The 21,551-nt window shown below is 63.2% G+C and carries 18 protein-coding genes and 1 pseudogene; 8 read left to right on the top strand and 11 right to left on the bottom strand.

The genetic code is table 11. The annotated features are described in order from the left end of the window. Positions 1 to 4 precede the first annotated feature (4 nt). The gene (locus NDB2M1_RS18275; protein ID WP_072384250.1) at positions 5 to 2,035 is read left to right on the top strand and encodes an NADPH-dependent 2,4-dienoyl-CoA reductase; all 2,031 of its coding nucleotides are present in this window, start codon (positions 5 to 7) and stop codon (positions 2,033 to 2,035) included. A 3-nt stretch (positions 2,036 to 2,038) separates the two neighbouring features. Here NDB2M1_RS18275 and NDB2M1_RS18270 read toward each other — a convergent pair whose 3' ends face one another. From NDB2M1_RS18270 to NDB2M1_RS18260, 3 genes are all read right to left on the bottom strand, one after another. Then, positions 2,039 to 2,818 (bottom strand): enoyl-CoA hydratase, encoded by a 780-nt coding sequence (locus NDB2M1_RS18270; protein ID WP_072384249.1) that lies wholly within the window; start codon positions 2,816 to 2,818, stop codon positions 2,039 to 2,041. A gap of 63 nt (positions 2,819 to 2,881) precedes the next feature. Next, a complete protein-coding gene (locus NDB2M1_RS18265) occupies positions 2,882 to 3,148 on the bottom strand; it encodes a hypothetical protein (RefSeq protein ID WP_072384248.1) in 267 nt (88 codons plus the stop codon). 113 nt (positions 3,149 to 3,261) lie between these two features. Continuing rightward, positions 3,262 to 3,537 carry an HU family DNA-binding protein gene (locus tag NDB2M1_RS18260; RefSeq protein ID WP_067905954.1) on the bottom strand — a complete coding sequence of 92 codons (276 nt, stop codon included), beginning with the start codon at positions 3,535 to 3,537 and terminating at the stop codon, positions 3,262 to 3,264. 572 nt (positions 3,538 to 4,109) lie between these two features. Between NDB2M1_RS18260 and NDB2M1_RS18255 the strand changes: the two genes are divergently transcribed. Beyond that, a complete protein-coding gene (locus tag NDB2M1_RS18255; protein WP_072384247.1) occupies positions 4,110 to 4,514 on the top strand; it encodes a hypothetical protein in 405 nt (134 codons plus the stop codon). A 91-nt stretch (positions 4,515 to 4,605) separates the two neighbouring features. Here the strand turns inward: NDB2M1_RS18255 and NDB2M1_RS18250 are convergent, their stop codons facing one another. From NDB2M1_RS18250 to NDB2M1_RS18240, 3 genes are all read right to left on the bottom strand, one after another. Then, positions 4,606 to 5,436 carry a 23S rRNA (adenine(2030)-N(6))-methyltransferase RlmJ gene (locus NDB2M1_RS18250; RefSeq protein WP_072384246.1) on the bottom strand — a complete coding sequence of 277 codons (831 nt, stop codon included), beginning with the start codon at positions 5,434 to 5,436 and terminating at the stop codon, positions 4,606 to 4,608. Between the two features lie 135 nt (positions 5,437 to 5,571). Next, on the bottom strand, positions 5,572 to 6,018 hold the full coding sequence (locus NDB2M1_RS18245) for an HAD family hydrolase (RefSeq protein WP_072384245.1): 447 nt from the start codon (positions 6,016 to 6,018) through the stop codon (positions 5,572 to 5,574). 305 nt (positions 6,019 to 6,323) lie between these two features. Continuing rightward, positions 6,324 to 7,271, bottom strand: coding sequence for an alpha/beta fold hydrolase (locus NDB2M1_RS18240; RefSeq protein ID WP_072384244.1), 948 nt, complete (start codon positions 7,269 to 7,271; stop codon positions 6,324 to 6,326). 146 nt (positions 7,272 to 7,417) lie between these two features. On the opposite strand from NDB2M1_RS18240, the pseudogene NDB2M1_RS18235 reads away from it, so the two are divergent. Next, a pseudogene (locus NDB2M1_RS18235) lies at positions 7,418 to 8,044 on the top strand (tyrosine-type recombinase/integrase). Between the two features lie 154 nt (positions 8,045 to 8,198). Here NDB2M1_RS18235 and NDB2M1_RS18230 read toward each other — a convergent pair. After that, entirely contained in the window at positions 8,199 to 9,485 is a 1,287-nt protein-coding gene (locus NDB2M1_RS18230) for a glycoside hydrolase family 130 protein (RefSeq protein ID WP_072384243.1), read from the bottom strand. Further along, positions 9,482 to 11,845 carry a glycosyltransferase family 4 protein gene (locus NDB2M1_RS18225; protein ID WP_253185946.1) on the bottom strand — a complete coding sequence of 788 codons (2,364 nt, stop codon included), beginning with the start codon at positions 11,843 to 11,845 and terminating at the stop codon, positions 9,482 to 9,484. The genes NDB2M1_RS18230 and NDB2M1_RS18225 overlap by 4 nt, the downstream gene beginning before the upstream one ends. 258 nt (positions 11,846 to 12,103) lie before the next feature. On the opposite strand from NDB2M1_RS18225, the gene NDB2M1_RS18220 reads away from it, so the two are divergent. The 4 genes from NDB2M1_RS18220 (at position 12,104) to NDB2M1_RS18205 (ending at position 18,086) form a co-directional block, all read left to right on the top strand. Continuing rightward, positions 12,104 to 12,511: a glycine zipper 2TM domain-containing protein gene (locus tag NDB2M1_RS18220; RefSeq protein ID WP_072384241.1), complete on the top strand. Its 408-nt coding sequence runs from the start codon at positions 12,104 to 12,106 to the stop codon at positions 12,509 to 12,511. Between the two features lie 69 nt (positions 12,512 to 12,580). Further along, positions 12,581 to 13,210, top strand: coding sequence for an SH3 domain-containing protein (locus NDB2M1_RS18215; protein WP_072384240.1), 630 nt, complete (start codon positions 12,581 to 12,583; stop codon positions 13,208 to 13,210). Positions 13,211 to 13,391: 181 nt separating this feature from the next. Further along, positions 13,392 to 13,583, top strand: a complete 192-nt coding sequence (locus tag NDB2M1_RS18210; RefSeq protein WP_072384239.1) for a Thivi_2564 family membrane protein — start codon at positions 13,392 to 13,394, stop codon at positions 13,581 to 13,583. 225 nt (positions 13,584 to 13,808) lie between these two features. Next, on the top strand, positions 13,809 to 18,086 hold the full coding sequence (locus NDB2M1_RS18205) for a chemotaxis protein CheB (protein WP_216234066.1): 4,278 nt from the start codon (positions 13,809 to 13,811) through the stop codon (positions 18,084 to 18,086). A gap of 77 nt (positions 18,087 to 18,163) precedes the next feature. Here the strand turns inward: NDB2M1_RS18205 and NDB2M1_RS18200 are convergent, their stop codons facing one another. Beyond that, the gene (locus NDB2M1_RS18200) at positions 18,164 to 19,273 is read right to left on the bottom strand and encodes an OmpA family protein (protein WP_072384237.1); all 1,110 of its coding nucleotides are present in this window, start codon (positions 19,271 to 19,273) and stop codon (positions 18,164 to 18,166) included. A 933-nt stretch (positions 19,274 to 20,206) separates the two neighbouring features. On the opposite strand from NDB2M1_RS18200, the gene NDB2M1_RS18195 reads away from it, so the two are divergent. Then, positions 20,207 to 20,539, top strand: a complete 333-nt coding sequence (locus tag NDB2M1_RS18195) for a hypothetical protein (protein ID WP_072384236.1) — start codon at positions 20,207 to 20,209, stop codon at positions 20,537 to 20,539. 72 nt (positions 20,540 to 20,611) lie between these two features. Here the strand turns inward: NDB2M1_RS18195 and NDB2M1_RS18190 are convergent, their stop codons facing one another. After that, entirely contained in the window at positions 20,612 to 21,283 is a 672-nt protein-coding gene (locus NDB2M1_RS18190) for a cation transporting ATPase C-terminal domain-containing protein (protein WP_072384235.1), read from the bottom strand. A gap of 87 nt (positions 21,284 to 21,370) precedes the next feature. Beyond that, on the bottom strand, positions 21,371 to 21,551 hold a 181-nt coding region (locus NDB2M1_RS23460), incomplete at its 5' end, for an integrase core domain-containing protein (RefSeq protein ID WP_171955443.1).

Raw genomic sequence — 21,551 nt, 5'->3', positions numbered from 1 at the left:
ACGCATGACGCATCCCAAATACCCGCTGGTGTTCTCGCCGCTGACCATCCGGGGCAACCGGCTCAAGAACCGCATCATCATGGGCTCGATGCATTCGGGGCTGGAGGACCTGCCCGATGCGGCGGAGCGGCTTTCGGCCTACTTCGTCGAGCGCGTGAAGGGCGGCGTCGGCATGATCATCACCGGCGGGATTACGCCGCACGAGAGCGGCGGGCGCGGGGCGAAGCTCAGTGAACCCTCGGAAGTGCCGATGCACCGCGCGGTGACCGATGCAGTCCACGCGGCGGACCCCGAGGTGAAGATCTGCATGCAGATCCTCCATTCGGGCTCGATCGCCAATGTGCGTGAGCCGATTGGCCCGTCGCCCGTGCGTTCGCGGCTGGCGCGCGTGGCGCCGGTGGAGCTCGATGAAGCAGGGATCGAGGAACAGATCGCCGCCTTTGCCAATTGCGCGGCGCTGGCGGTGCAGGCGGGCTACGACGGGGTCGAGATCATCGGCTCGGCTGGCTATCTCATTTCCACCTTCCTCGTCGAGAAGACCAACCAGCGCACCGACCGCTGGGGCGGCTCGTGGGAAAACCGCATGCGCTTTCCCGTCGAGGTGGTGAAGCGCGCGCGCGTGGCGCTGGGCGACGACAAGATGCTGATCTTCCGCATCTCGGCGATGGACATGCTCGAAGGCGGCCTTGCGTGGGAGGAAGTGGCGAGCCTTGCCAAGGCGCTCGAGGATGCGGGGGCGGATGTCATCAGCACGCACTTCTGCTGGCACGAAAGCCAGGTGCCGACGATTGCCACGATGGTGCCGCGCGCGGCCTTCGCGCAAGTGACGGGCAAGCTGCGCGATGTCGTCTCGATCCCGCTCATCACTAGCAACCGCATCAACATGCCGCATGTGGCGGAAGAAGTGCTCGCGCGCGGGGATGCCGATCTCATCTCGATGGCGCGGCCGATGCTGGCCGATGCGGAGATCGTGAAGAAGGCGTGGGAAGGCCGCGAGGACGAGATCAACACCTGCATCGCCTGCAACCAGGCCTGCCTCGATCACACCTTCACCGGCCAGCTGACCAGCTGCCTCGTAAACGCACGAGCTTGCCGTGAGACCGAGATCAAGGTCGAGCCGGCCACGGCGGCGCGGCGGATTGCGGTGGTGGGGGCGGGACCAGCCGGGCTGGCCTATGCCACGATCGCGTCCGGCCGCGGGCACAAGGTCACGCTGTTCGACGCGGCGGACGAGATCGGCGGGCAGTTCAACCTCGCGCGCAAGATCCCCGGCAAGGAGGAGTTCGACGAGACGATCCGCTACTTCGGGCGGATGATCGAAGTGAACGGCATCGAGCTGAAGCTCGCGACGCGGGTCAATGCGGACATGCTGGCTGCTGGCGGCTTCGACGAGATCGTGATCGCGACGGGCATCACGCCGCGCAGGCCCGATATCGAAGGCATCGATCACCCCAAGGCGGTGCGCTACATCGACGTGATCAAAGGCACGGCAAAAGTGGGCCAAAAGGTCGCGATAATGGGGGCAGGCGGGATCGGTTTCGACGTGGCCGAACTGATCACCCATGCCGGAACGCCGGGTTCGCTCGATGTCGAAGTCTTCGCCAAGGAATGGGGCATCGACTTCAAGAACCACCCGCGCGGCGGCGTGACCGGCGTGGTGCCCGAGGTCGCCTCGAGCGGACGCGAGGTCTGGCTGCTCCAGCGCAAGACGAGCGCGGTGGGCAAAGGCCTCGGCCGCACCACCGGCTGGACGCACCGCATCACCCTGCAGCGGCGCGGCGTGCAGATGCTGGGCGGGGTCGAGTATGACCGGATCGACGATGCTGGCCTGCACATCCGCGTGGAAGGCGAGCCGCGCCTGCTCGATGTCGATACCGTGATCGTCTGCGCAGGACAGGAACCGGCGCGCGGGCTTTACGACGAACTGGTGGCGCGCGGGCTTGCCCCGCAGCTGGTCGGCGGCGCGTACGAGGCAATGGAACTGGACGCCAAGCGCGCGATCAAGCAGGCGACCGAATTGGCGGTCGCTGTCTGACGCCTACTGACTGCGCCCGCGCTCCTGCACGGCGAGGCGCCGGGCCTCGACTTCCTCCGGACGGACGGCGGAATTGGCCGCAGACGAGCGCTGCGCTTCGAGCGCCATGCCGTCCCCGAACGGCAGCGCATAGCCATCGTCGATGAGCGCCTTGTAGCCCTGCAGGAAGGTGGGATCGATCGAGGCCATGTCGCGCGCCAGCTGCTGCGCGGTGGGGAGCAGTTTCTCGATCGAGACCACGCGGTTGACCAGCCCCCAGCGCTCTGCGGTGGCGGCATCGAGGAAGTTGCCTGTGAAGGAAAGCTCCTTGGCGCGGCTGATGCCGATCATGCGCGAAAGCTTCTGCGACAGGCCCCAGCCGGGATAGATGCCGACGCGCGCATGGGTATCGGCAAAGCGCGCATTGGTGGACGCGATCAGGACGTCGCAGGCCAGCGCGACTTCGAAGCCGCCAGTGATGGCGACACCGTTGATCGCGCCGACGACGGGCTTGCGGCAAATCTCGATGGCCTTGACCGGGTTTTCCGACGCGCCCTCCGCATTGGCGGCGCCCAAGGCCCCTTCGGTCGAGCCCAGCTCCTTGAGATCGAGCCCGGCGGTGAAGGCGCGGGTGCCGGCGCCGGTCAGCACGACGGCGCGCACCGCATCGTCCCCATCGAGCGCGGTCATCACTTCAGCGAGGCGGGCGCGCAGGGCCTTCGAGAGGGCGTTCATGGCCTCCGGACGGTTGAGTGTGACGGTGGCGACGCCATCGGCGATATCGACGAGGATGAGATCGGTCATGGGCCAAGTCCTTGGGGAAGCTGCGCCGGTTTGACCATGGCGCGCGGGCAGGTGCACCTCTGCTTATTGCGAAGGGGGCGCGATTCCGGCGTAGAGGTCCATGAAGTTGCGGGCGGCATCGCGCTCGCCAGCATCCTTGAAGGCGACATCGAGATCGGGCGCGCTGCCGAGAATGTACATCAGCGCCCACAGCGCGAAGCGGCGGGCAGGATCGGCTTCGAGCCCGAAATCGACGGCAAGGCGTTCCGAACCGGCAGCGAGTTCAGCGCTGCTCAGCCCGGGAAGCTCTGCAGTGCCGAAGTAGCGGCGCATCAGGTCGTCAAAGCCCACTGGAATGTCCTTGCCCGCAACGCGAACGGCACGCGAGAGGAGGTCTCCCGCGTGCCGTTCCTGTAACAACCTGCGCCCGCAAGGAGCGCGAGCCGGATCAGCCATTCAGCCGATCAGCCGTTCAGCTTGTCCTTGACCGACTTCGCGGCAGCGAAGGTCAGCTTGCGCGAAGCTGCGATCTGGATGGTGGCACCGGTCGACGGGTTGCGGCCTTCGCGGGCCGGGCTTTCCTTGACCTTGAACTTCCCGAATGCGCTCAGCGAAACTTCTTCGCCCTTGGCAGCAGCATCGGCAATCGCCGCGAACACGGTGTCGACCAGCTTCTTGGCATCGGCCTTGGTGAGGCCCGCGCTGGCAGCAACGGCTTCGGCGAGTTCAGCAGTATTCATGATCCCAAATCTCCAACGGTTGGACGGGCCGGTTAGCTTGGCCTGTGTCCGTCGTCCAGCCATGCGCGGCGAGAAAACGCTGGAATCTGGGGGAATCTGACGACTTGCCCGGTCTGGACGATACCGTGAGCCGATAATGGCGCATGCGTGTGTCAGCGGCGGGAATGCAATTTTCGCGCGTAAGCCCGACCATTTGCCGATGCAGGGCACTCTGGACAAAATGCGGCGAGGTATTGATCAAATACAGTGACCGACATTAGTCAAATTAGCCCCTTAACCTGCTAGCATATACCATTTTGGATGGGCGGCATTTTGGGTGAGTTGGAATCAAATACTGAGTGCCGCTCGCGAGTACCGTGAAAGCCGATTTGCTCAAATCGAGAAACGCGATCGGCACACGAGGCGCTTAAGGCTGTGCGTCCAGACGGATCGGATGGACCTGCACTTACCTTTCGGGCCCGAGAACTGCTCGGTTTTGCACAGGATTAAATATATGCGGGAAGCATGCGTATCCTGTAACCCTGATGTTGCCGCGTCCGAACCCGTCGGAACAAGCCAATGGGAGACACACCATGATCACGACGCTCATTTTCCTGGCCGCTGCGGTGCAGTCGGTCGATGCGGACCCGGTGCAGCCCCTATACGAGGATGCCCAACTCGGCCGGCAGATGTCGGTCGAGGAAATGAAGCGCGATCTGGTCGGCAGTTCGTTCGCGTTCGACAGCCCGGAAGGCAAGAACCTGTTCTATGTTGCCGAAGGCGGCGTGCTCAAGGGCGTGATGCCCAAGGGCGAGAAGTTCGCGATCAACTGGCGGTTCCGCGAGTACGACAATCTCTTCTGCTTCGAGACCGGCGATGTCGCCTCGAGCGGCTGCGTGCAGATGATCCGCGATGGCGAGAAGGTCAGCATCCGTCGCAAGGACGGTGTGGTGGAGTTCACCGCAACCATGGCGCACGGCAATGCCTACAACCTGTGAGTGATCCGGCGCGGGCCGCCCCCGCTGGGCACATGCGACGGTGGCGGCTGCGTCCGGCGTTCAGTAGCGGGCGGCCGCAGGAGGACCTGCCTCAGCCGCCCAGCCAATCGGCAGCAAGCTCGCCCTGGTGCCCCTCGGGCGCCAGCGCGGTGCGCAAGGCTTCGAGCAGCGGCGGCAGGGCCTGCGTGAAGGCATAGGGCGGATTGACGATAAACAGGCCGGCGCCGTTGTAGACGCCGGGCTGGTCGTTGTCGTAGAGCCAATGCTCCACCTGCAGGAGCTTCGGGATGCCGAGCTTGCGCAGCTGTTCGCGCCACCGCACATGGGTTGCGCGTTCTTTCAGCGGAAACCAGATCACCGTCACCCCGTGAGCCCATTTGCGGTGTGCGGCGGCGAGCGTGGCGGTGATCCGCGTGCGCTCGTCCGTTTGTTCGTAGGGCGGATCGACCACCACCACGCCGCGCGGGGAGCGGGGCGGCAGCATCGCCAGCCAAAGCTCGTAGGCGTCGCGTTCGTGCACGGCTGCCCCGGTGCCGCGCATCACGCCGCGAAGGACCTGCACGTCCTCGGGATGCTTCTCGTTGACGATCAGAAGATCCTGCGCGCGCCGCAGCTGCGCCAGAATTCGCGGCGAACCGGGATAATGCCGCGGTTCGGTGCCCCCATTCACCGCCAGTACCGCAGCGCGGTAGTCGCTCAGCAAGGGGTTCTGATCGGCAAGGGCGCGCAGCACGCCCTGCGCCGCCTCGCCGGTGCGCAGCGCCGCTTCGCCGCCAAGGTCGTAGAGCCCGCAGCCGCCATGCGTGTCGATCAGGGTGAGCGCGCTGTCCTTCTGCTGCAAGGCCCGCACGAGCGCGATCAGCAGGCAGTGCTTGACGACATCGGCGCTGTTGCCGGCGTGGAAGGAATGGCGGTAGTTCATGCGGTCTTGGGGGCTGACGAACTGCTTTGATACGTAGCGCACGAGCCGGGCGCGAGGCGATGGCACGGGCCAATGCGGTGCCCGTACAGAAACAGTCGGGAACCTTCAAAGCACTTCTGCGCTCGCGGCGCGGCGCTAGGGCGCCCGCAGCGCAGCGATCGCCGAGAGATCGCTTGCAATTGCATCAGCGTGCGGCGTGAGCGTTTCCTCCGTCACGCCGAGACGGTTGATCCACGCGGTGCGAAAGCCGAACCACTTGGCGCCCAGCGCATCCCAGCCGCCGAACGCGACAAAGCCGATCTCCTCGCGCGGCAAGCCGAAATGGTGCGGCGCCATCGCATAAGCGCCCGACGACGGCTTGAAGGCGCTCACCCGGTCCGTGCTGAGCGGCGGGTCCATCCACCGGTCGAGTCCATTGCTGCGCATGTTGGCCAGCAGCATGTCGGCGCCAAGATTGGACAGGAAAGCGAGCCGGACCCCCGCCTCGCTCAGCGCCGCCAGTGTCGCGGTGGTGTCCGGCCAGGCGGGCAGCTGGCCATAGACTTCGACAAGCGCGCGCTTCTGCTGCGGTGTCAGATCCACATCCTATGCACGCGCCACGTTGCTCCCCCGGCGCGTCAAGCTGATGGACGCTTGGGCCGAATACTGCGCGCGCCCCGCCACGGCTGGCGGCATCGTCACGCCGATTCGGCAGGTTGAGGCGTCTAAGGTTTCACCGGGCACTAGGCCCGATGGAAGCGGGCCAGCGCAGTGATTGCGCCCGAGTGCTGACCTTGCCCGTCAGGTGTAGTGATCGACTTGCCAGTGTGGCTCGTCGGCGCGCCGCCCTGAGAGGTCATCGGCAACATGTGCTGCGCACTTCCCGGCGAGTTCGGGATGACGCAAGGTCAGGTCTTGGCGCGTTCCATGATCCAGTCGGCCGTGACCCGAGGCTGTGTGAGCGGAAACATATGTCCGCCTTCGATCAGCTTGAGCTCGGCGCCCGTGATCGCGGAAACGGTCGGCTGACCATGAACCGATGGGTCCAGCAGGAGATCGCCCTTGGCAAACATGATCCCGACCGGAAGGGAAAGCTCGCCATAGCGTGCGGCAATGCCCGCCATTTCGGCGCGAGCCGCCTCGACATCGCCGCAAGCCGCCACGAACGCTTCGGGACGCAAGGTGAGCGCGGCGCCGCCCCGCGTCTCGAAATCGGCCGGGAAGGGTTCGGGTCCGAAAACCTGTGCATTCGCCGCATCTGCTCCAAGGCGGCCTGCGGGCACAGCCAGGGTCCATGCCAGCAAGGTGCGGACCAATGGTGACTTCAGATCGAGCGCCTTGAAAACTTGCGGAATGGTTTCGATGGGCTGGGTGAGGGGCGCGAGCAGCGCAAGGCCGCCAATCTTGCCGGGATGAGCAAGCGCCATTGCCAGAGCAATCGCACCGCCGAGCGAATGGCCGACCACCAACGGCCGGTGCAGCCCGAGCTTGTCCATCAGTTCGGCGATCATCGCGCCCTGCACGGCAAGGCCGCGATCGCTGTCACCGTGATAGGCCGAATATCCCGATCCCGGTCGGTCGACCACGATCAGTCGGTGGTGGGGCGCGAGTAGCTCGCTCAGGGCATATGTGAAGTTGCGCAGCTGGCCGCCCAGACCGTGCACCAGAACGATCGGTGATCCCTCGCCAATGTCGAGGTAGTGCAAGCGCGCGCCCTTCACATCGGCGAACTCTCCATCGGGCGGCACCAGCTCTTCTGCGCGCTTGCGATTCCAGGCGGTGAACGCGGCCAGCCCCGCAGCCGAGGCGAGTGCGGTGGCGCCGCTGCCCATGATGGTCTTGAGAAAACTGGCCATGGCGTCGCGGTCCTTCCAAGGTGCGGGGGAAACCTCCATCTCACGGCGCTACCATTTCCGCAATTTCACATAGCGCCTCGGGGTAGTCTGATCATCGGGATGTACTGCATTTTTCCGGCGGCCATTCCGGCCCTCGGAGAACGATCATGGAGATGCCTGAAACCAAATCCACCAAGCGCCAAGCCTGCAATGCTGGCAGGACCGTCGGCGCGAAACGTGCACTCAAGCTAAAGCAAATTTGGGAGATCCGATTTTACCTCAATCAGCGCCGTCGCTTGCGAGATAGAGCACTGTTCGACTTGGCAATCGACAGCAAGCTTGGGCGCTGTGACCTCGTCCGGATGAAGATTGGCGATGTTGTCAGCGGCGGTCAGGTCCGGACGCGGGCAATCGTAATGCAGCAAGAAACGAGCAGGCCAGTCCAGTTCGAGCTGCTTCCGGATGCTCGAGCCAGCCTGCCAGCTTGGCTGGAACACCGCGGAGGCACGGTGGATGACTACCTCTTTCCGAGCCGGGTTGATCACAGTGGGCACCTCAGCACACGTCAATATGCCCGGCTTGTCGACGAATGGATCACAAGCGTCGGTCTTATGCGGGGCGAATACGGCACCCACTCGCTTGGGCGAACGAAGGCATAGATCATTTACCGGGCAACTGGAAACCTAAGGGCCGTGCAGATACTGCTGGGCCATAACAAGATCGAAAATACGGTGCGCTACCTCGGGATCGACGTGGAAGATGCACTTGCCCTTGCCGAAAATACCGCAATCTGAGCCTAGGGATTCTCATCTCTGAAGATAATTCAACCCAGTTATGACAGAAAATTAGCGTATATTTTCTCTTCAATCCTAAAACTTTAATCTCAATACAGTTAAGATACTGACTATTATCGTATTAACTTTAAAATATAATCCGAAATCAATCGATTTATTTTGCCATAAAGTCTAGTAACTGTTCGATTTTTACTGTAGCGATGGTCGAGAATGTGTCGGAAACGGCATAGGGCAGCACTATACGGCTTCCGAACTTCATCGCTCCGCACGAGTAGACCACGTTGGGCACGTAGCCCTCGCGTTCGGATTTTTCAGGCTGCACCAGCGGCACGTGCGAGCGGCTGATCACGCGTGAAGGGTCGTCCTTGTCGAGCAGCACTGCACCGATCGAATAGCGCCTGATCGGCCCCACCCCGTGTGTGAAAAGCAGCCAGCCTTCGTCGAGCTCGATCGGCGATCCGCAATTGCCGATCTGCACGAACTCCCACGGGTATTTCGGGCCAAGAATCGGCACCCCGTGGTTCCATTCGTGGAGATCGTCCGAATAGATCAGATGCAGGCTCTCGTTGTCGTAGCGCGCGATCATCGCGTAGCGTCCGTCGATCTTGCGCGGAAACAGCGCCATGCCCTTGTTGACCGCCGCCGCGCCCTTGAGGGGCACCAGACGGAACGACTGAAAATCGCGCGTTTCGATAAGTTCGGACCGGATCGTGCGACCGCTGTAGGCAGTGCAAGTCGCGTAATAAGTCTTCCGTCCGCGATCCCTGAACGCCACGAAGCGAGCATCTTCGATGCCATTGGCCTGCGCTTCGGTGATCGGGAAGATCACACGCTGCGAGATGTTGCTGTTTTCCGCGAAGGAAAGGTCGATATCGTCGCCCACCCGCCGCGAGATGTGCGGCAGGCATGCAAGCCGGACAGGCGGCTCGATGTTGATCGCCCCTTCGCGGCTGATCGTGCCGCGTCGGAAGGTGAGCGACGAGATATGCCCTTCGCCCACCGCACGCAACGAGAGAATGAAGCGCAGGCTGCCCGGCTCCACCCCGTTCTGGTCGGGGTGAGGCACGATGCTGGGGTTGAACAGCGCGGCGGCCTCAAAGCTGTATTCGTGCAGGAAGTAAGCGCCGACAAGGTTGCGCTGGATCGGCGTGAAGGCGGCGTGGTCAGGAAAGACCTGGTCCATTTCGGCCGCGCGCCTCTCGAAGATCTCCAGGAGGTTGCGCTGCGGATTGTCAAAGTTTTCCAGCACCCCGTCGAGCACGACTTGCGCCTCCGTTTCGTCCAGTGCCAAAACCCGCTCGACAATGTGGTTGGCCCGTGACGTATCGATCGGATTGTAGTCGCGTGGCTCAATCGCGGGACGGAAGGCCCTGACGATAACGCGGGAGGGATCCGGACACAGATAGTGGGGATGGCGGTTGAAGAACGGGCTCTCGTTCATGCCCTGAACCTGCCGTCGACAGCATGGGGCGCCTCGGTCAGCGCTTCAGGCTGGCGCGCAGATGTGTGGGCCGCGATGGCCTCTATCGGCCTCTCGCTGAAACGGTTCATGTCGATCAGCGCCATCAGATAGGACAGCAGCGATTCCGCCCCCCGGTTCTCGTTGGCACGGTTGCGGTGAAGCCCGTCGCGACAACTGCCGGTGTCGGCATCGACCACCGGGATGCCCAATTCGTTGACGCCGCTGAACCAGGCAAAGGCCCGCTCGGCCTCAGCCTGCCAGCAGGGGTCGGCGTCAACCGAACTGGCGGCAAGGCAAGCGGCGACCGTGGCGCAGGCCTCCAGCGGCTGCTGGTCAAATTGCTGCGGCTCGCAAGATGCAAGCAGGAACCCCTCCGATCCGATCGGTTGGAAATGGCCACCCGGTGCGGTCTGACGGGGAATGAGCCAGCGCAAGGCCGAAAGCCCCGCGTCGACGATGTCCGGCAGGCGAGCGTCGCGTCCGGTAACGATCAGCGCTTCGCACAGGCGGGCATTGTCGTAGGTCAGCCGGCTTTCGAACCAGGTCCAATCTTCGCCGCTGCATATCCGCAGCAGTTCCTGCAGCCGCTCCGCAAGGACAAGCCCGATGCGGCTGGCCTTGCGATCAAACGGGCGCCTTGCCGAATAACCGTGCAAACCAAGCAGCGCGAACGCCCAGGCGCGCGGGGAGGTAAACCCCTCGACAGACTCGAGCGACCAGGCGAACAGATTGGCCGCCCACTGCGCCAGCTCGGTATCCGGGTTCTCGGCTGCGGTCATGCCCAGCGCCCACAAGGTGCGGCCGTGGCTGTCCTCCGAACCGACCTCTTCCAGCCAGCGGCGGTCAAATCCCAGAAAATTGCGAAAGCGCTTTCGATCCGGATTCCAGCCATGCTGGATGAAGGCGGCAAACCGCAGTGGCTGGATGCCGGGCAGCCCGGACAGCTGCGCGCTTCCAAGCGCGTTCGAGAGCAACAGCGCACGCGCATTGTCGTCGATGCAGTAGCCGTGTTGGCGATCCGGAATGCCGCCGACCGCGTGCTGAAACAGGCCAGTATCGTCGCACATGGCGGCAAAGTGGGTTAGCGGCAGCGCAGCAATCTTCGGTTCGGCTTCCTCGCAGGCCGCCTTGAATGCCGTGCGATACGCAAGCGCAGTCCTCGTCCAGGTCACGAGCCGACCTGCCAGGTTGGCTGATTGCCCCATTGCAAGGCGTCCGGGCTCATCGGTGAGCAGGTGCGCCACAGCGGCACCAAGGTGGATGGGATCACGGAAGGGGACCAGCACGCCCGACCCATCACCAAGCAGTTCGGTCGCGTGCCAATAAGGCGTCGATACCACCGGCCGGCCAAGTCCGTGCGAATAGGCGAGCGTGCCCGATGTCATTTGGGTCTCGAGAAGATAGGGCGTCACGTACACATCGCACATCGCGATGTAGTCCAGCAGTTCCGGCCGCTCGACGAAGCGGTTGATGAACACCACGCGGCCATCGAGGCCCAGCGCACGGACGCGCGCCAGTAGACAATCTCGATAGGCTTCACCTTCGACGCGCAGCAGAGCAGGATGCGTCGCGCCCATTACCACGTAGACCGCATCTGGCGCTGCTTTAAGCACCGCAGGCATGGCCTCGATCATCACCTCGATGCCTTTGTTAGGGCTGAGCAGACCGAAGGTGAGGATCACCTGCCGGTCGGTGAAGCCGAGCCGGCGCCTGGCATCCTTTGGTTCGGCCAGCGGCAGATCGGGAATGCCATGCGGTATGACCGCGATTCGCGCTGGATCGGCGCCGTAGCGTTCGATCAGGATGGTTCGGGCCTTGCGCGCCATCACGACGACCCTTGCCGAGGCCGCAAGCAGGGCCATCATAACTGCATGCTGCGCTTCGGTCGGCTGATCGAGCACGGTATGCAGGGTCGTCACGAGCGGAACGCGCAGCGCCGCGATCAGACCAAGTAGGTAGTTTCCTGCCTCGCCGCCGAAGATGCCGAACTCGTGCTGGAGCGAAACCACATCGAAGCCGGCGGCGTTGATGTAATCTGCCGCCTCGAGATAGGCGCCCGGCTCCTCCTGCGCGATCTCGAGGCACACCGGCTCGGCATACGCGCAAGAGATGCCGTGATCTTGCATTGCCAGGATCGCTGTCTCGCCCACTCCGTCTTGATGGCGCATCGCCAGTTCGAGATCGGTGGTGAAAGTTGCAATGCCGCAGCGCCGAGGAAGCGCCGTGCCGATGAACACGATGCGCATGGCCTTTGCCGCGCTGGAAGGCCGTGCTCTGCCAGCCGGCAGGCGGTTGGCAGAGGCCTGCAGCCTGGTGAACGAGACGGTCGAATCGGCCACGTTTGCGGTTTCCTTGTTGGGAGGGTGTGCGTTCAACTGGCCTGCGGAAGGCGCTGAGTCTGCCCTCGGAAACTACGCTGACGAGCCCCGCCCTGTGCCGGGCGGACAACATGGCAAACTTGGCGGCTTGGGTAGATTCCGATCCTGTTGCCGATACCGCATAAGACTAGGTTTGCCAGGCAACGTGTGGCGACCGGTCTTTGCATTCCGCCGGTTCCCGCCCGTCTCGTCTCGTTCGTCACTCAAGGACACCGACCCATGCGTCTCGTTCTTATGGGCATCGCCGCCACAAGCCTGCTCGCTGGATGCGCCAGTTATGGCGGGACCGAGGCCATGAACTCGCAGTGGCGCAACTACGACTACGCACGCCCAGATCCGAGCTACGGCGGCTACGATGCCGGGCGCTACTACCGTGAGGATCCCACCCACTACCGGGAACGGCGCATGAGCAACGACGAGCGCATCTACCGAGGCAATGATGGCCGCTACTATTGCCGCCGGTCGGACGGGACCACTGGCCTCGTCGTTGGCGCGGTGGCTGGCGGGGTTCTGGGTAACGTGATTGCACCGGGTGGATCGAAGGTCCTTGGCACTGTGCTTGGCGGTCTCGTGGGCGGTGTCGCCGGCCGGCAAATCGACCGCAGTCGGACCGTACGTTGCCGCTGAGCCGGAGCCCTTTAGCGCACCTTGCAGCGCAGGAGGATCAATCAGTTGCGTAGCAGTAGCATTGCGGCGTTGGCCGCCATCGCCCTGCTGCCGGCCCCTGCCGCAGCGCAGCCTATGCAAGGTTACGCTGCCAGTGCCACACGCCTCTATGCTGGGCCTCTGCGCGATTTCCCGGTGCTGCGCAGGATGCGCCGCGGGTCGATGATCACTGTTTACGGCTGCCTACGTGACTGGACCTGGTGCGATGTCACCTCCGGCACCGATCGCGGCTGGATCGCAGCCGATGCTCTGCGCGTTAATCACAAGGGGCGCCGCCGCGCAGTTGCAAACGGCATGGGCGTCACCCTCAGCAGGTTCTTGTTCGGCACCTACTGGGACGGTCACTATTCGAGCCGACAGTTCTATCGCCAACGCCAGCACTGGCAGTTGCTATCCGACCGTGCCTATCGTCCCGAATGGGGCGAGCGGGAGAAGCAGGAAGAGGCCTGGGGCGATACCCGAGCGATGGAGGAACAGCATCGGCTCTCCCGCGAACGCGGCGAGCGCACTGGCGGACCAATCGTTCCACAGTACATCGGCAAGCCCTATCGCTTTCCCGATCATGGCAACGCGAGTGGTCCGTCCGATCGCCAGGTCTCCGGGCCCGAGAACACGACCAAGAGCCCGCAGAGCGCTAGTCCGGCGCAAGACCCTGATTGAAACATGGCCTCAGGGCCTCACCACCAACGACCGCGTCATGGCCCGATCCCGCCTTCCCCCCTCAGGATCGGGCCATGACGAGCGGGACCGCACAGGAACTTCAGCTCAGGCGAAGATCCTGTGTGGTCTCACCTAACCAGATCCGCCTTGATCACAGGGGCTCAAGAAAGAGTATCGCGTCATGCCGCTCATCAATATCATAGTCGTACTGATCGTGGTCGGCTTCCTGCTATGGCTGATCAACAATTACATGCCGATGGATGGCAAGATCAAAGCCATCCTCAATGCGCTTGTCGTCATCACGGTGGTCCTCTGGCTGCTCCGCGGGCTGGGCCTACTGTCCTCGTTCGATAGCATCCATCTCGGATTTTGATCACTTACGCCGCGTTGCGCTCGGCAGGCGGCTGGTCAAACAGTATAAGACTTATGCTGACGAAGTGTGCTAGGCCTGCCTATCGAAGGGGGGGTATTCCATGGCACGTAAACTGCGGGCGAGGCCCCTCGGATGCAGGAGGTTAGCCGCCTCGACAGCGCAGTGGTGAGCCCGCCTCGCGAAGCAGGGTCCGCACCGTCAAGGAACAAGGTACCACCAAGACCGGTGCTGCCGATCATCGCGATCGGGGCATCGGCGGGCGGACTGGAGGCGATTTCGCGCCTTTTCGATGCACTGCCGGCCACCGCAGGCTGTGCGTTCATTGTCGTCCAGCACCTTGATCCGCAGCACGAAAGTCTCATGGCCCAATTGCTGGCCGAGCATACGACCATGCCTGTGATTGAGGCCACGCACGGTTGCGCGATTGCGGCCGACCACGTCTACGTCATCCCCCCGGGCCGTTTTCTGGCGGTGCGCGCAGGTACCTTGAGGCTGTCCGTGCCAGAGGTGGGCCACAGCGCCCGGCTGCCGTTTGATTGGCTACTCCGTTCGCTGGCAGCCTCTTGCGGTCTGCAAAGCGCGGCGGTGATCCTCTCCGGCACGGGCGGCGATGGCAGCCAGGGGCTTGCTGCGCTCCACAATGCCGGCGGCATGATCCTCGCCCAGTCGATCGCAGAGGCCGAACATCCCGGCATGCCGCAGGCCGCGCTCGATACCGCGCTGGTCGATGCGGTCCTGCCACTTGCGGACATGCCCGAGGCGATTTTGGCCTTTGTCGAGCGTGTCACGCTTGGGGAGCATGCGGCAGTGCCGATTGCGCCGCACGGCAGCGCCGAAGATCTCGCAGCCGTTCTTGACGCGCTCAGACACACCGCTGGGCAGGATTTCAGCCACTACAAACCCGGCACGGTCAGCCGCCGCATCGCACGCCGCATGGCACTGCTCGCCATGCCTGATGGCGATATGTCCGCCTATGCCGAACGACTGCGCAGCGATCCTGCCGAATGCGGCCTGCTGGCGAGCGAACTGCTCATCAACGTCACTGGCTTCTTTCGCGATCCCAAGGTTTTCGAGACGCTGGAGGCGATGGTCCTGCCCGATTTGCTTGACCGGCTGGTCGCGGGTCAGGCCCTGCGCATCTGGGTGGCGGGGTGCAGTACCGGCGAAGAGGCATACTCGATCGCGATGGTATGCCAGGACGTAATGGCCAAGGCACAGCGTGACATCAAGTTGCAGATATTCGCTTCGGATCTCGACCCCGATGCCATAGCGGCTGCGCGCGAAGGTCTTTATTCGCACGATACCGTCGCTGCGATCCCGCCTGAACGACTGGCGCGCTATTTCACCGAGGAGGATGGCGGCTTCCGCGTGGTGCCGGCCTTGCGCGGACATGTCGTTTTCTCGGTGCAGGATGTGCTGACAGATCCGCCGTTCTCGCGGCTCCACATGATTTCCTGCCGCAATCTCCTGATCTATCTCGATAGCTTCGCGCAGGCGCGGGTGATCGCGCTCTTCCACTTCGCGCTGCGCGAAGCCGGCGTCCTGCTTCTCGGCACGACCGAGACGATCGGCAAGCCCGATGGCCGGTTCGAGCCTCTGGCAAGGGCCGAATGCTTCTACCGTCATGCCGCGCGGACCCGGTCGGGAGAAGCGGACTTCCCTTTCAGCTTTGATGGCAAGCTGCCCCTCGTCACGACCGTGGGGCGCGAAACACCTGCAGCACGGCGCAATCTCGCCGAGATCTGCGAGCGGGCGTTGCTGGCGAGCCATGCGCCTGCCGCCGTGCTGATCAACCGGCACAATGATTGCCTGTTCTCGATGGGACCAGTGGACCGGTTTCTCCGGATCAGGCCCGGCTATCCCACGCAAGACCTTCTCGCCATGGTCTCGCCGGTGCTCCGCACCCGGCTGCGCCACGCGATCAACCTTGTCAGTGTCGATACACCGCTCGTCGATGGCGGCCTTGCGCGGGTGACGATTGCCGGGGTGCAGGCGCATGTCCGCATCACGGTGGAGCGGCTTGTCGAGGCAGGGGAGGAACTCCTGCTGGTCTGCCTTGCCGAACAGCAGGCGGGCAGTCCCCTGGCGCCGGAAAATCCTTCACCGGAACAAGCCGGCCGTATCGCTGAGCTGGAGCGCGAACTCGCCGAAACCGATGCTGAACTGCAGGCGCTGATCCGGGACCACGAATTGGCCATCCAGGAGCAGAAGGCAATCAATGAGGAAGCCTTGTCGATCAACGAGGAGTTCCAGTCCACCAACGAGGAACTCCTGACTTCGAAGGAAGAGCTGCAATCGCTCAATGAGGAACTCACCGCGCTGAATAGTCAGCTGCAGGAAACGCTCGACCGCCAGCGGCTCGCCTCCGACGACCTCCAGAATGTCCTGTTCAGCACCAATGTCGGCACGATGTTCCTTGATGCCGCACTTCGAATCCGTTTTTTCACCCCGGCAATCAGTCCGCTCTACAACGTCATCGCCAGCGATATCGGCCGGCCGCTTGCTGATCTCAGGCTGATCGCCGACGATCCCGAACTCCTCGCCGATGCGCAGCGGGTCCTCGACGACGAGGCAACAATCGAGTGCGAGGTCCGCGCGCCGGGCGATATCTGGTTCGTTCGCCGCATCTTTCCCTATCGGGCGCATGACAGCCGGATCGAGGGGGTGGTCATCACCTTCGCCGATGTCACCGATCGCAAGCGGGCTACATCGGCGCTGGAAGAAGCCAAGCTGGAGGCAGAGCTCGCCAATGCCGCCAAGTCGCGCTTCCTTGCCGCTGCGAGCCACGATCTACGCCAGCCGCTGCAGGCGCTGACCCTGCTCAAGGATTTCCTCACGCCGTCCGTCTCGGGTGAACATGCCGTCGAACTCATGGCCCGCTTCGACAAGACCCTTGGGGCCTTGTCGGGCATGCTCGATGTCCTGCTCAACATCAGCCAGATCGAGGCAGGCGAGGTCCGCCCAGAGCTGGAGCAGTTCCCAGTCGCCGATATGCTCGAACGACTGCACGGCGAATTCCTCGCACTGGCTGAGGCGCGCGATCTCTCGCTGCGTTTCATGCCCTGCGCTGCTTGGGTGGAAAGCGATCCCCACCTGCTTGAGCAGATGATCCGCAATCTTCTTGGCAATGCGGTGAAGTACACCCGGACGGGGCGGATCCTCCTCGGCTGCCGACGGCGCGGGAACGGCCTCAGGATCGAGGTATGGGATACTGGCATCGGAATCGAGGCAGGCCAACTGGAGGCAATCTTCGAGGAATTCCATCAAGTCGGCAATCCTGCGCGCGAAAGCGGGCTCGGGCTGGGGCTGGGGCTCTCGATCGTGCGGCGCCTGGGGCGCCTCCTGCACCATCCGATCGATGTCCGCTCGGTGCCGGGCCGCGGTTCGCTGTTCGCCATCACTGTCCCGCGCCGCAAGGGTGTCACGCGACTGCCTCCGGCACCGATCCCCGCAATTGATCCTTCGCGGGAACGTGAAGCTGCCGCGCGCCCATCGGTCATCGTTGTGGTCGAGGATGATCCGGATCTGCTCGATCTCGTCGCGCGGCTGCTGCGGGAGAACGGCCATATGGTAAGCTGCGCGCCCGATGCAGCAACAGCGCTGCGGCTTACGGCGGGCGGTGCGATCAGGCCGGATATTCTTCTCACAGACTACAACCTGCCCTCTGGGCAAAGCGGCGTGGACCTGCTCCACGCCCTGCAGCAACGCTTGCAGCGCCCACTCCCCGCGATCGTGCTCACTGGCGACATCTCCTCGGAAGCGCAGGGGATCATCGCCGAGGCCGATTGCATCCATCTCAGAAAGCCGGTCGTGCCGGCGGTCCTGCTGCGTGCGGTGGAAAAGCTATGCCCGCCAGCAACAGCCCCAAACCCAGCCTTGCCGCCAGGTCGCCAACCTCAGGTGTCGCCGATCGTTTACGTGGTGGATGACGAGCCGCACATCCGCGCCGCAATCCGCGATTTCCTGGCCGCGCACGGCCGCGAGGTGGCAGACTTCGGCTCTGCGGAGGATTTTCTGGAGGGCTACCGCGCGGGTCGGCCGGGCTGCCTGCTGGTCGATGCGCACCTGCCCGGGCTCAGCGGCATCGGCCTTCTTGGCAAATTGCGCGCAAACGGCGATCACCTGCCGGTCATCCTGATAACCAGCGATGAGGACATCGGCCTGGCCGTTGCAGCCATGCTCGCGGGTGCCTGTGATTTCATCACCAAGCCGGTAGGGCGCGACGCGCTGATGGACAGCATCGACCGCGCGACCGAGCAATCGCTCGGCACCAACATCGCCGATGTCGCTCAGGCCGAGGCGGCGATGTGCTTTGCCGCACTGACCGCCCGGCAGAGAGAAGTGATGGACATGGTCCTTGCTGGTCATCCCAGCAAGAATATTGCCTCCGATCTCGGCATCAGTCAGCGCACGGTCGAAAACCACCGAGCCGAGATCATGCACCGGATGGGGGTACGCTCGCTGCCGGAGCTGGCGCGCAAGGTGCTCATGATCGAGACCTGAATGACTATGGGGCGGGCCTTAGGGCCAGCCCCATGTTCCTTATGTGGCCTTGTTGGCCCCAGATGCATTGCGCGTCATCAGAAACCCGAACCCGGGCCATAGCTGATCTCGACGCGCCGGTTCTGCACTTCGCGGACACCATCGGCAGTTGGCACCCTCTGGTTTGTCTCGCCAAAGGCTTTGCTCGAAATGGCCCCGGCAGAGATGCCATGCCCGGTCAGGTAGGTCTGGACCTCGCTGTCACGCCTTGCCGAGAGGCCGAGGTTGTAACGCGGCGAGCCAGAGCTGTCGGTATGGCCTGCAAGCATGATGCCGATGTTGCCGCAGCTGCCGTAGGCCTGAAGCGCATTGTCCAGAACGCTCGCCGCTTCGGGTGAGATATCGGACTCGTTCCAATCGAAGAACACGATGAACGGACCCTTGTTGCAGACCACGACGGGCGGCGGTGGCGGCGGAGGAGGAGGGGGCGGCGGAGGCGGAGGCGGCGCAGGCGGCGCATCTGCGGGCGCCGGTTCGGCTGCATGCCCGCCGAAATTGACCGTCAGCGTCGCTAGCAGGGCGTGCGAGCGCAAATGTGCCGACCTGGAAGTACCGTCTTCGGCGACGAAGCGATCGGCGCCGTCTGGGCGGAAATAGCGGTATTTCAGGCCGAGATCGACATTGTGGCTGATCGGCACTGTCACCCCGGCAATCGCCTGCCATGCAAAGCCGTGCGCCCTGTCTTGCAGTCTGACCACAGTCGGCAGGCTCTCGGTCAACTTGGTGGTGGCATACCCCGCACCGGCACCGACATAGGCCTTGATCCCGCCCCAGTGGCCGAGTCCGATCAGGGCATTGCCCATCGCTGCGATCGTGCTGGTTCGGCCGGAAAGGCCATCTTCGCTTGTGTAGGTACCGTTGGGTAGGGGCGTTCCGATAGGGCGGGTCTGATCGCGCAGCTGAGAGCGCGCATAAAAGCCTTCGGCCTCGAGCCGGAAATGACCGAAATCATACCCAAGCGCGCCGCCCGCTTCCCAGCCGGTCTTGAACCGGTCGGTATGCTCGTAGCCGCCCGGGCTGAAGACATCCGAATGCTCCTGTTTGACGACGCCGCCCTCAAGCGTGACATAAGGGCCGGTTTCGTTGGCACGGGCAGTTGCTCCCAGTGCGCATGAAGCCAGCAACAGGCTGACGATGATTTTCCTCATGAGATATCCGATCTTTAATGGTGGCGTCGCTGAATGCGGCCACGGGGTAAGAGGGAGAATTGATGGGGTCGGTCCCCGCTGCATGGCTGCGGCCGAGCTGCAACGGCTCTTTGCTCATTCCGAACCCTGCATGTGCCGTTTCGCGAGCACGGTGCGCACCGAATGGCCGGTGGGAAAGGGAAGCCGGCGGCTGTGAACAACCGCCGGCTCAAGATGAAATGCCGCGGACGTAAGGTGGGTCGCTGAACCTTCCCGTTGCGACCAGGCCCTCAAAGAATGGGGGTAAGGACCATCGCCGGCATCACACTTGCCAAGTACGCCACCCGCTGGAGGCGGCACAGCCTCGGAAACTACCCATGCTGAGCGATTGGGTGAAATGCCAGGTCGAGGCCGGGCGGCAGTGGCCAGCCCGTCAGGTCAGTCTGCGGGCCTGAGGGGAGTCGATAACTTCGCCCCCCTTGTTTCGAGGCTCGCAAGCCCCACATTGGATTCAGCTTCCAGTCGTGATCGACGGTCCCGAGGGGCTCTTGAAGGTCTCTCCTTACTTTCTTTTCCGCCTCTTAGCTGGCGCATAGGTGGTCACCTCTCGATCGCCTGCGCCATGCGGAAAGGACATCGTCATGGCTAGTTCTGGAAACACTCATTGCTACGAAAGTGGCAAAAGACGCGGAACCATTGCGCCCGAGTGGGCGGTGCAAAGCTCGACTTCACGGAAGCAGACCGCCATCGGGACACTGCCGAACCGAAAGCTGACGATCCTTACGGCTACGACACGCGGCAGACCGTTGGCGGGCAAGTCCATGCGATCAATCTCCGGTAGGACCGCAGACTACAGCAGGCAGGCTGATCAGTGAGGTAGGGGCGGGCGCGCTTGATCGCGCATCCTGCTCGTCACAGTCAGCATCGCCACAAAAAGAGGCAGTCAACAGTACTATGGATCTCAACCAGCTACTTAGCGCTCACCAGCGCGCCATGATGGAGCGCGGCCCGTCGAAAGACGACAATGCCGATCGGAAGCTAGCTGCCGATGTCGCTGATTATGCTGATCGCATCCAGCGGATGCGCGATCACTACGCTTGTGAAGGCACCGGGGAGATCGAATCTTGGGAAAGCGAGGGTGGTTTGGTGCCACAACCGGAAATGACCTTGCCGCCAGGCGTCACCATGACTTTGCGTCCCGAGTATCGCGTCGGCCCTTACGTCTATTCCGATCTGGTTCTCGCGCTGAGGGAGCTTGAACGGCAGGAGAAGCCGGGCGGACAGTAACGAGGTCCAAGCTTCGGTATGGAGTGGCCGGAAGCAGCAATACGGGGAAAGCGGCTCAAGTCCGCCGGCTTCTCAGGCAATCGCCCACCGCTGCAGCATTTGCGCCAGCACAAGATAGGCTGTTGCCAGTCCGACGACACACAGCAACAGGGACTGTGGCACAGGTGCAAAGCCAAAAACCAGTCCTAACGGTCCCAAAGCGAGGAACAGGGCGGCAGCCAGCGCGCGATGGGGCCGGCTTTGCCACGGCTGCAACCGGGTGCGGATGACGAAGATCACCAGGATCTGGGTCAGGATCGATTCCACGAACCAGGCCGTGCGAAATTCGTCCGCGGCGGCACGATAGACGAACAACGGCAAACCGAACGTCGCAAGGTCGAAAACAGACGAGAGCGGCCCCATTATCCCGGTGAAGCGCATAATGGCGCTCATGCTCCAGTTGTGTTGCGCAGCCAGGTCGTCTTGGTCGACTGCGTCGAACGGGATGCCGGTATCTGAAAGGTCATAGAGCAGATTGTTGAGCAGGATCTGGATCGCGGTCATCGGCAGGAAGGGAATGACCAAGGACGCCGGCGCCATCGACAGCATGTTGCCAAAGCTGGAGCTGGTACCCATCCGCAAGTATTTCATGATGTTGGCGTAGGTGCGTCGGCCTTCGGCAACGCCATCCGCGATCACTCCGAGATCGGGTGCGAGCAGGACGATATCTGCTGCCGCGCGCGCCACATCGGTCGCGTTCTCCACCGAAATACCAGCATCTGCCGCGCTTATCGCTGGAGCATCGTTGATCCCGTCGCCGAGAAATCCGACCGTAGGCGAAGGCGAAGCGCGTCATGAGCTTGTCGCTGACCGGTCCGCTTGCGAAAAAGTCGCCACTATAGGTGCTGACCTGCCCCCCGCTGGTCCCGCGGTCATAACGAGAGTCCACCGGTTTGATATTCGTGCCGGTGTTCGGTTCGCCAGTGACGAGTGCGGCCTTTCGTTGTTGTAGTCGTAGCGCCAGACCGCCAGC

It is taken from the genome of Novosphingobium sp. NDB2Meth1, from assembly GCF_900117425.1.
Classification (GTDB): Bacteria; Pseudomonadota; Alphaproteobacteria; order Sphingomonadales; family Sphingomonadaceae; genus Novosphingobium.
The sequence above is the reverse complement of the archived record's forward strand: the minus strand, read 5'-3'. Positions and strand labels throughout refer to the sequence as shown.

What these genes read in the sequence shown, in the direction of transcription:
- NDB2M1_RS18220 (WP_072384241.1), top strand. Translation starts at nt 12,104, where the DNA reads ATGCGTCTCGTTCTTATGGGCATCGCCGCCACAAGCCTGCTCGCTGGA.
- NDB2M1_RS18230 (WP_072384243.1), bottom strand. Translation starts at nt 9,485, where the DNA reads ATGAACGAGAGCCCGTTCTTCAACCGCCATCCCCACTATCTGTGTCCG.
- NDB2M1_RS18275 (WP_072384250.1), top strand. Translation starts at nt 5, where the DNA reads ATGACGCATCCCAAATACCCGCTGGTGTTCTCGCCGCTGACCATCCGG.
- NDB2M1_RS18195 (WP_072384236.1), top strand. Translation starts at nt 20,207, where the DNA reads ATGGATCTCAACCAGCTACTTAGCGCTCACCAGCGCGCCATGATGGAG.
- NDB2M1_RS18260 (WP_067905954.1), bottom strand. Translation starts at nt 3,537, where the DNA reads ATGAATACTGCTGAACTCGCCGAAGCCGTTGCTGCCAGCGCGGGCCTC.
- NDB2M1_RS18270 (WP_072384249.1), bottom strand. Translation starts at nt 2,818, where the DNA reads ATGACCGATCTCATCCTCGTCGATATCGCCGATGGCGTCGCCACCGTC.
- NDB2M1_RS18240 (WP_072384244.1), bottom strand. Translation starts at nt 7,271, where the DNA reads ATGGCCAGTTTTCTCAAGACCATCATGGGCAGCGGCGCCACCGCACTC.
- NDB2M1_RS18210 (WP_072384239.1), top strand. Translation starts at nt 13,392, where the DNA reads ATGCCGCTCATCAATATCATAGTCGTACTGATCGTGGTCGGCTTCCTG.
- NDB2M1_RS18250 (WP_072384246.1), bottom strand. Translation starts at nt 5,436, where the DNA reads ATGAACTACCGCCATTCCTTCCACGCCGGCAACAGCGCCGATGTCGTC.
- NDB2M1_RS18200 (WP_072384237.1), bottom strand. Translation starts at nt 19,273, where the DNA reads ATGAGGAAAATCATCGTCAGCCTGTTGCTGGCTTCATGCGCACTGGGA.
- NDB2M1_RS18255 (WP_072384247.1), top strand. Translation starts at nt 4,110, where the DNA reads ATGATCACGACGCTCATTTTCCTGGCCGCTGCGGTGCAGTCGGTCGAT.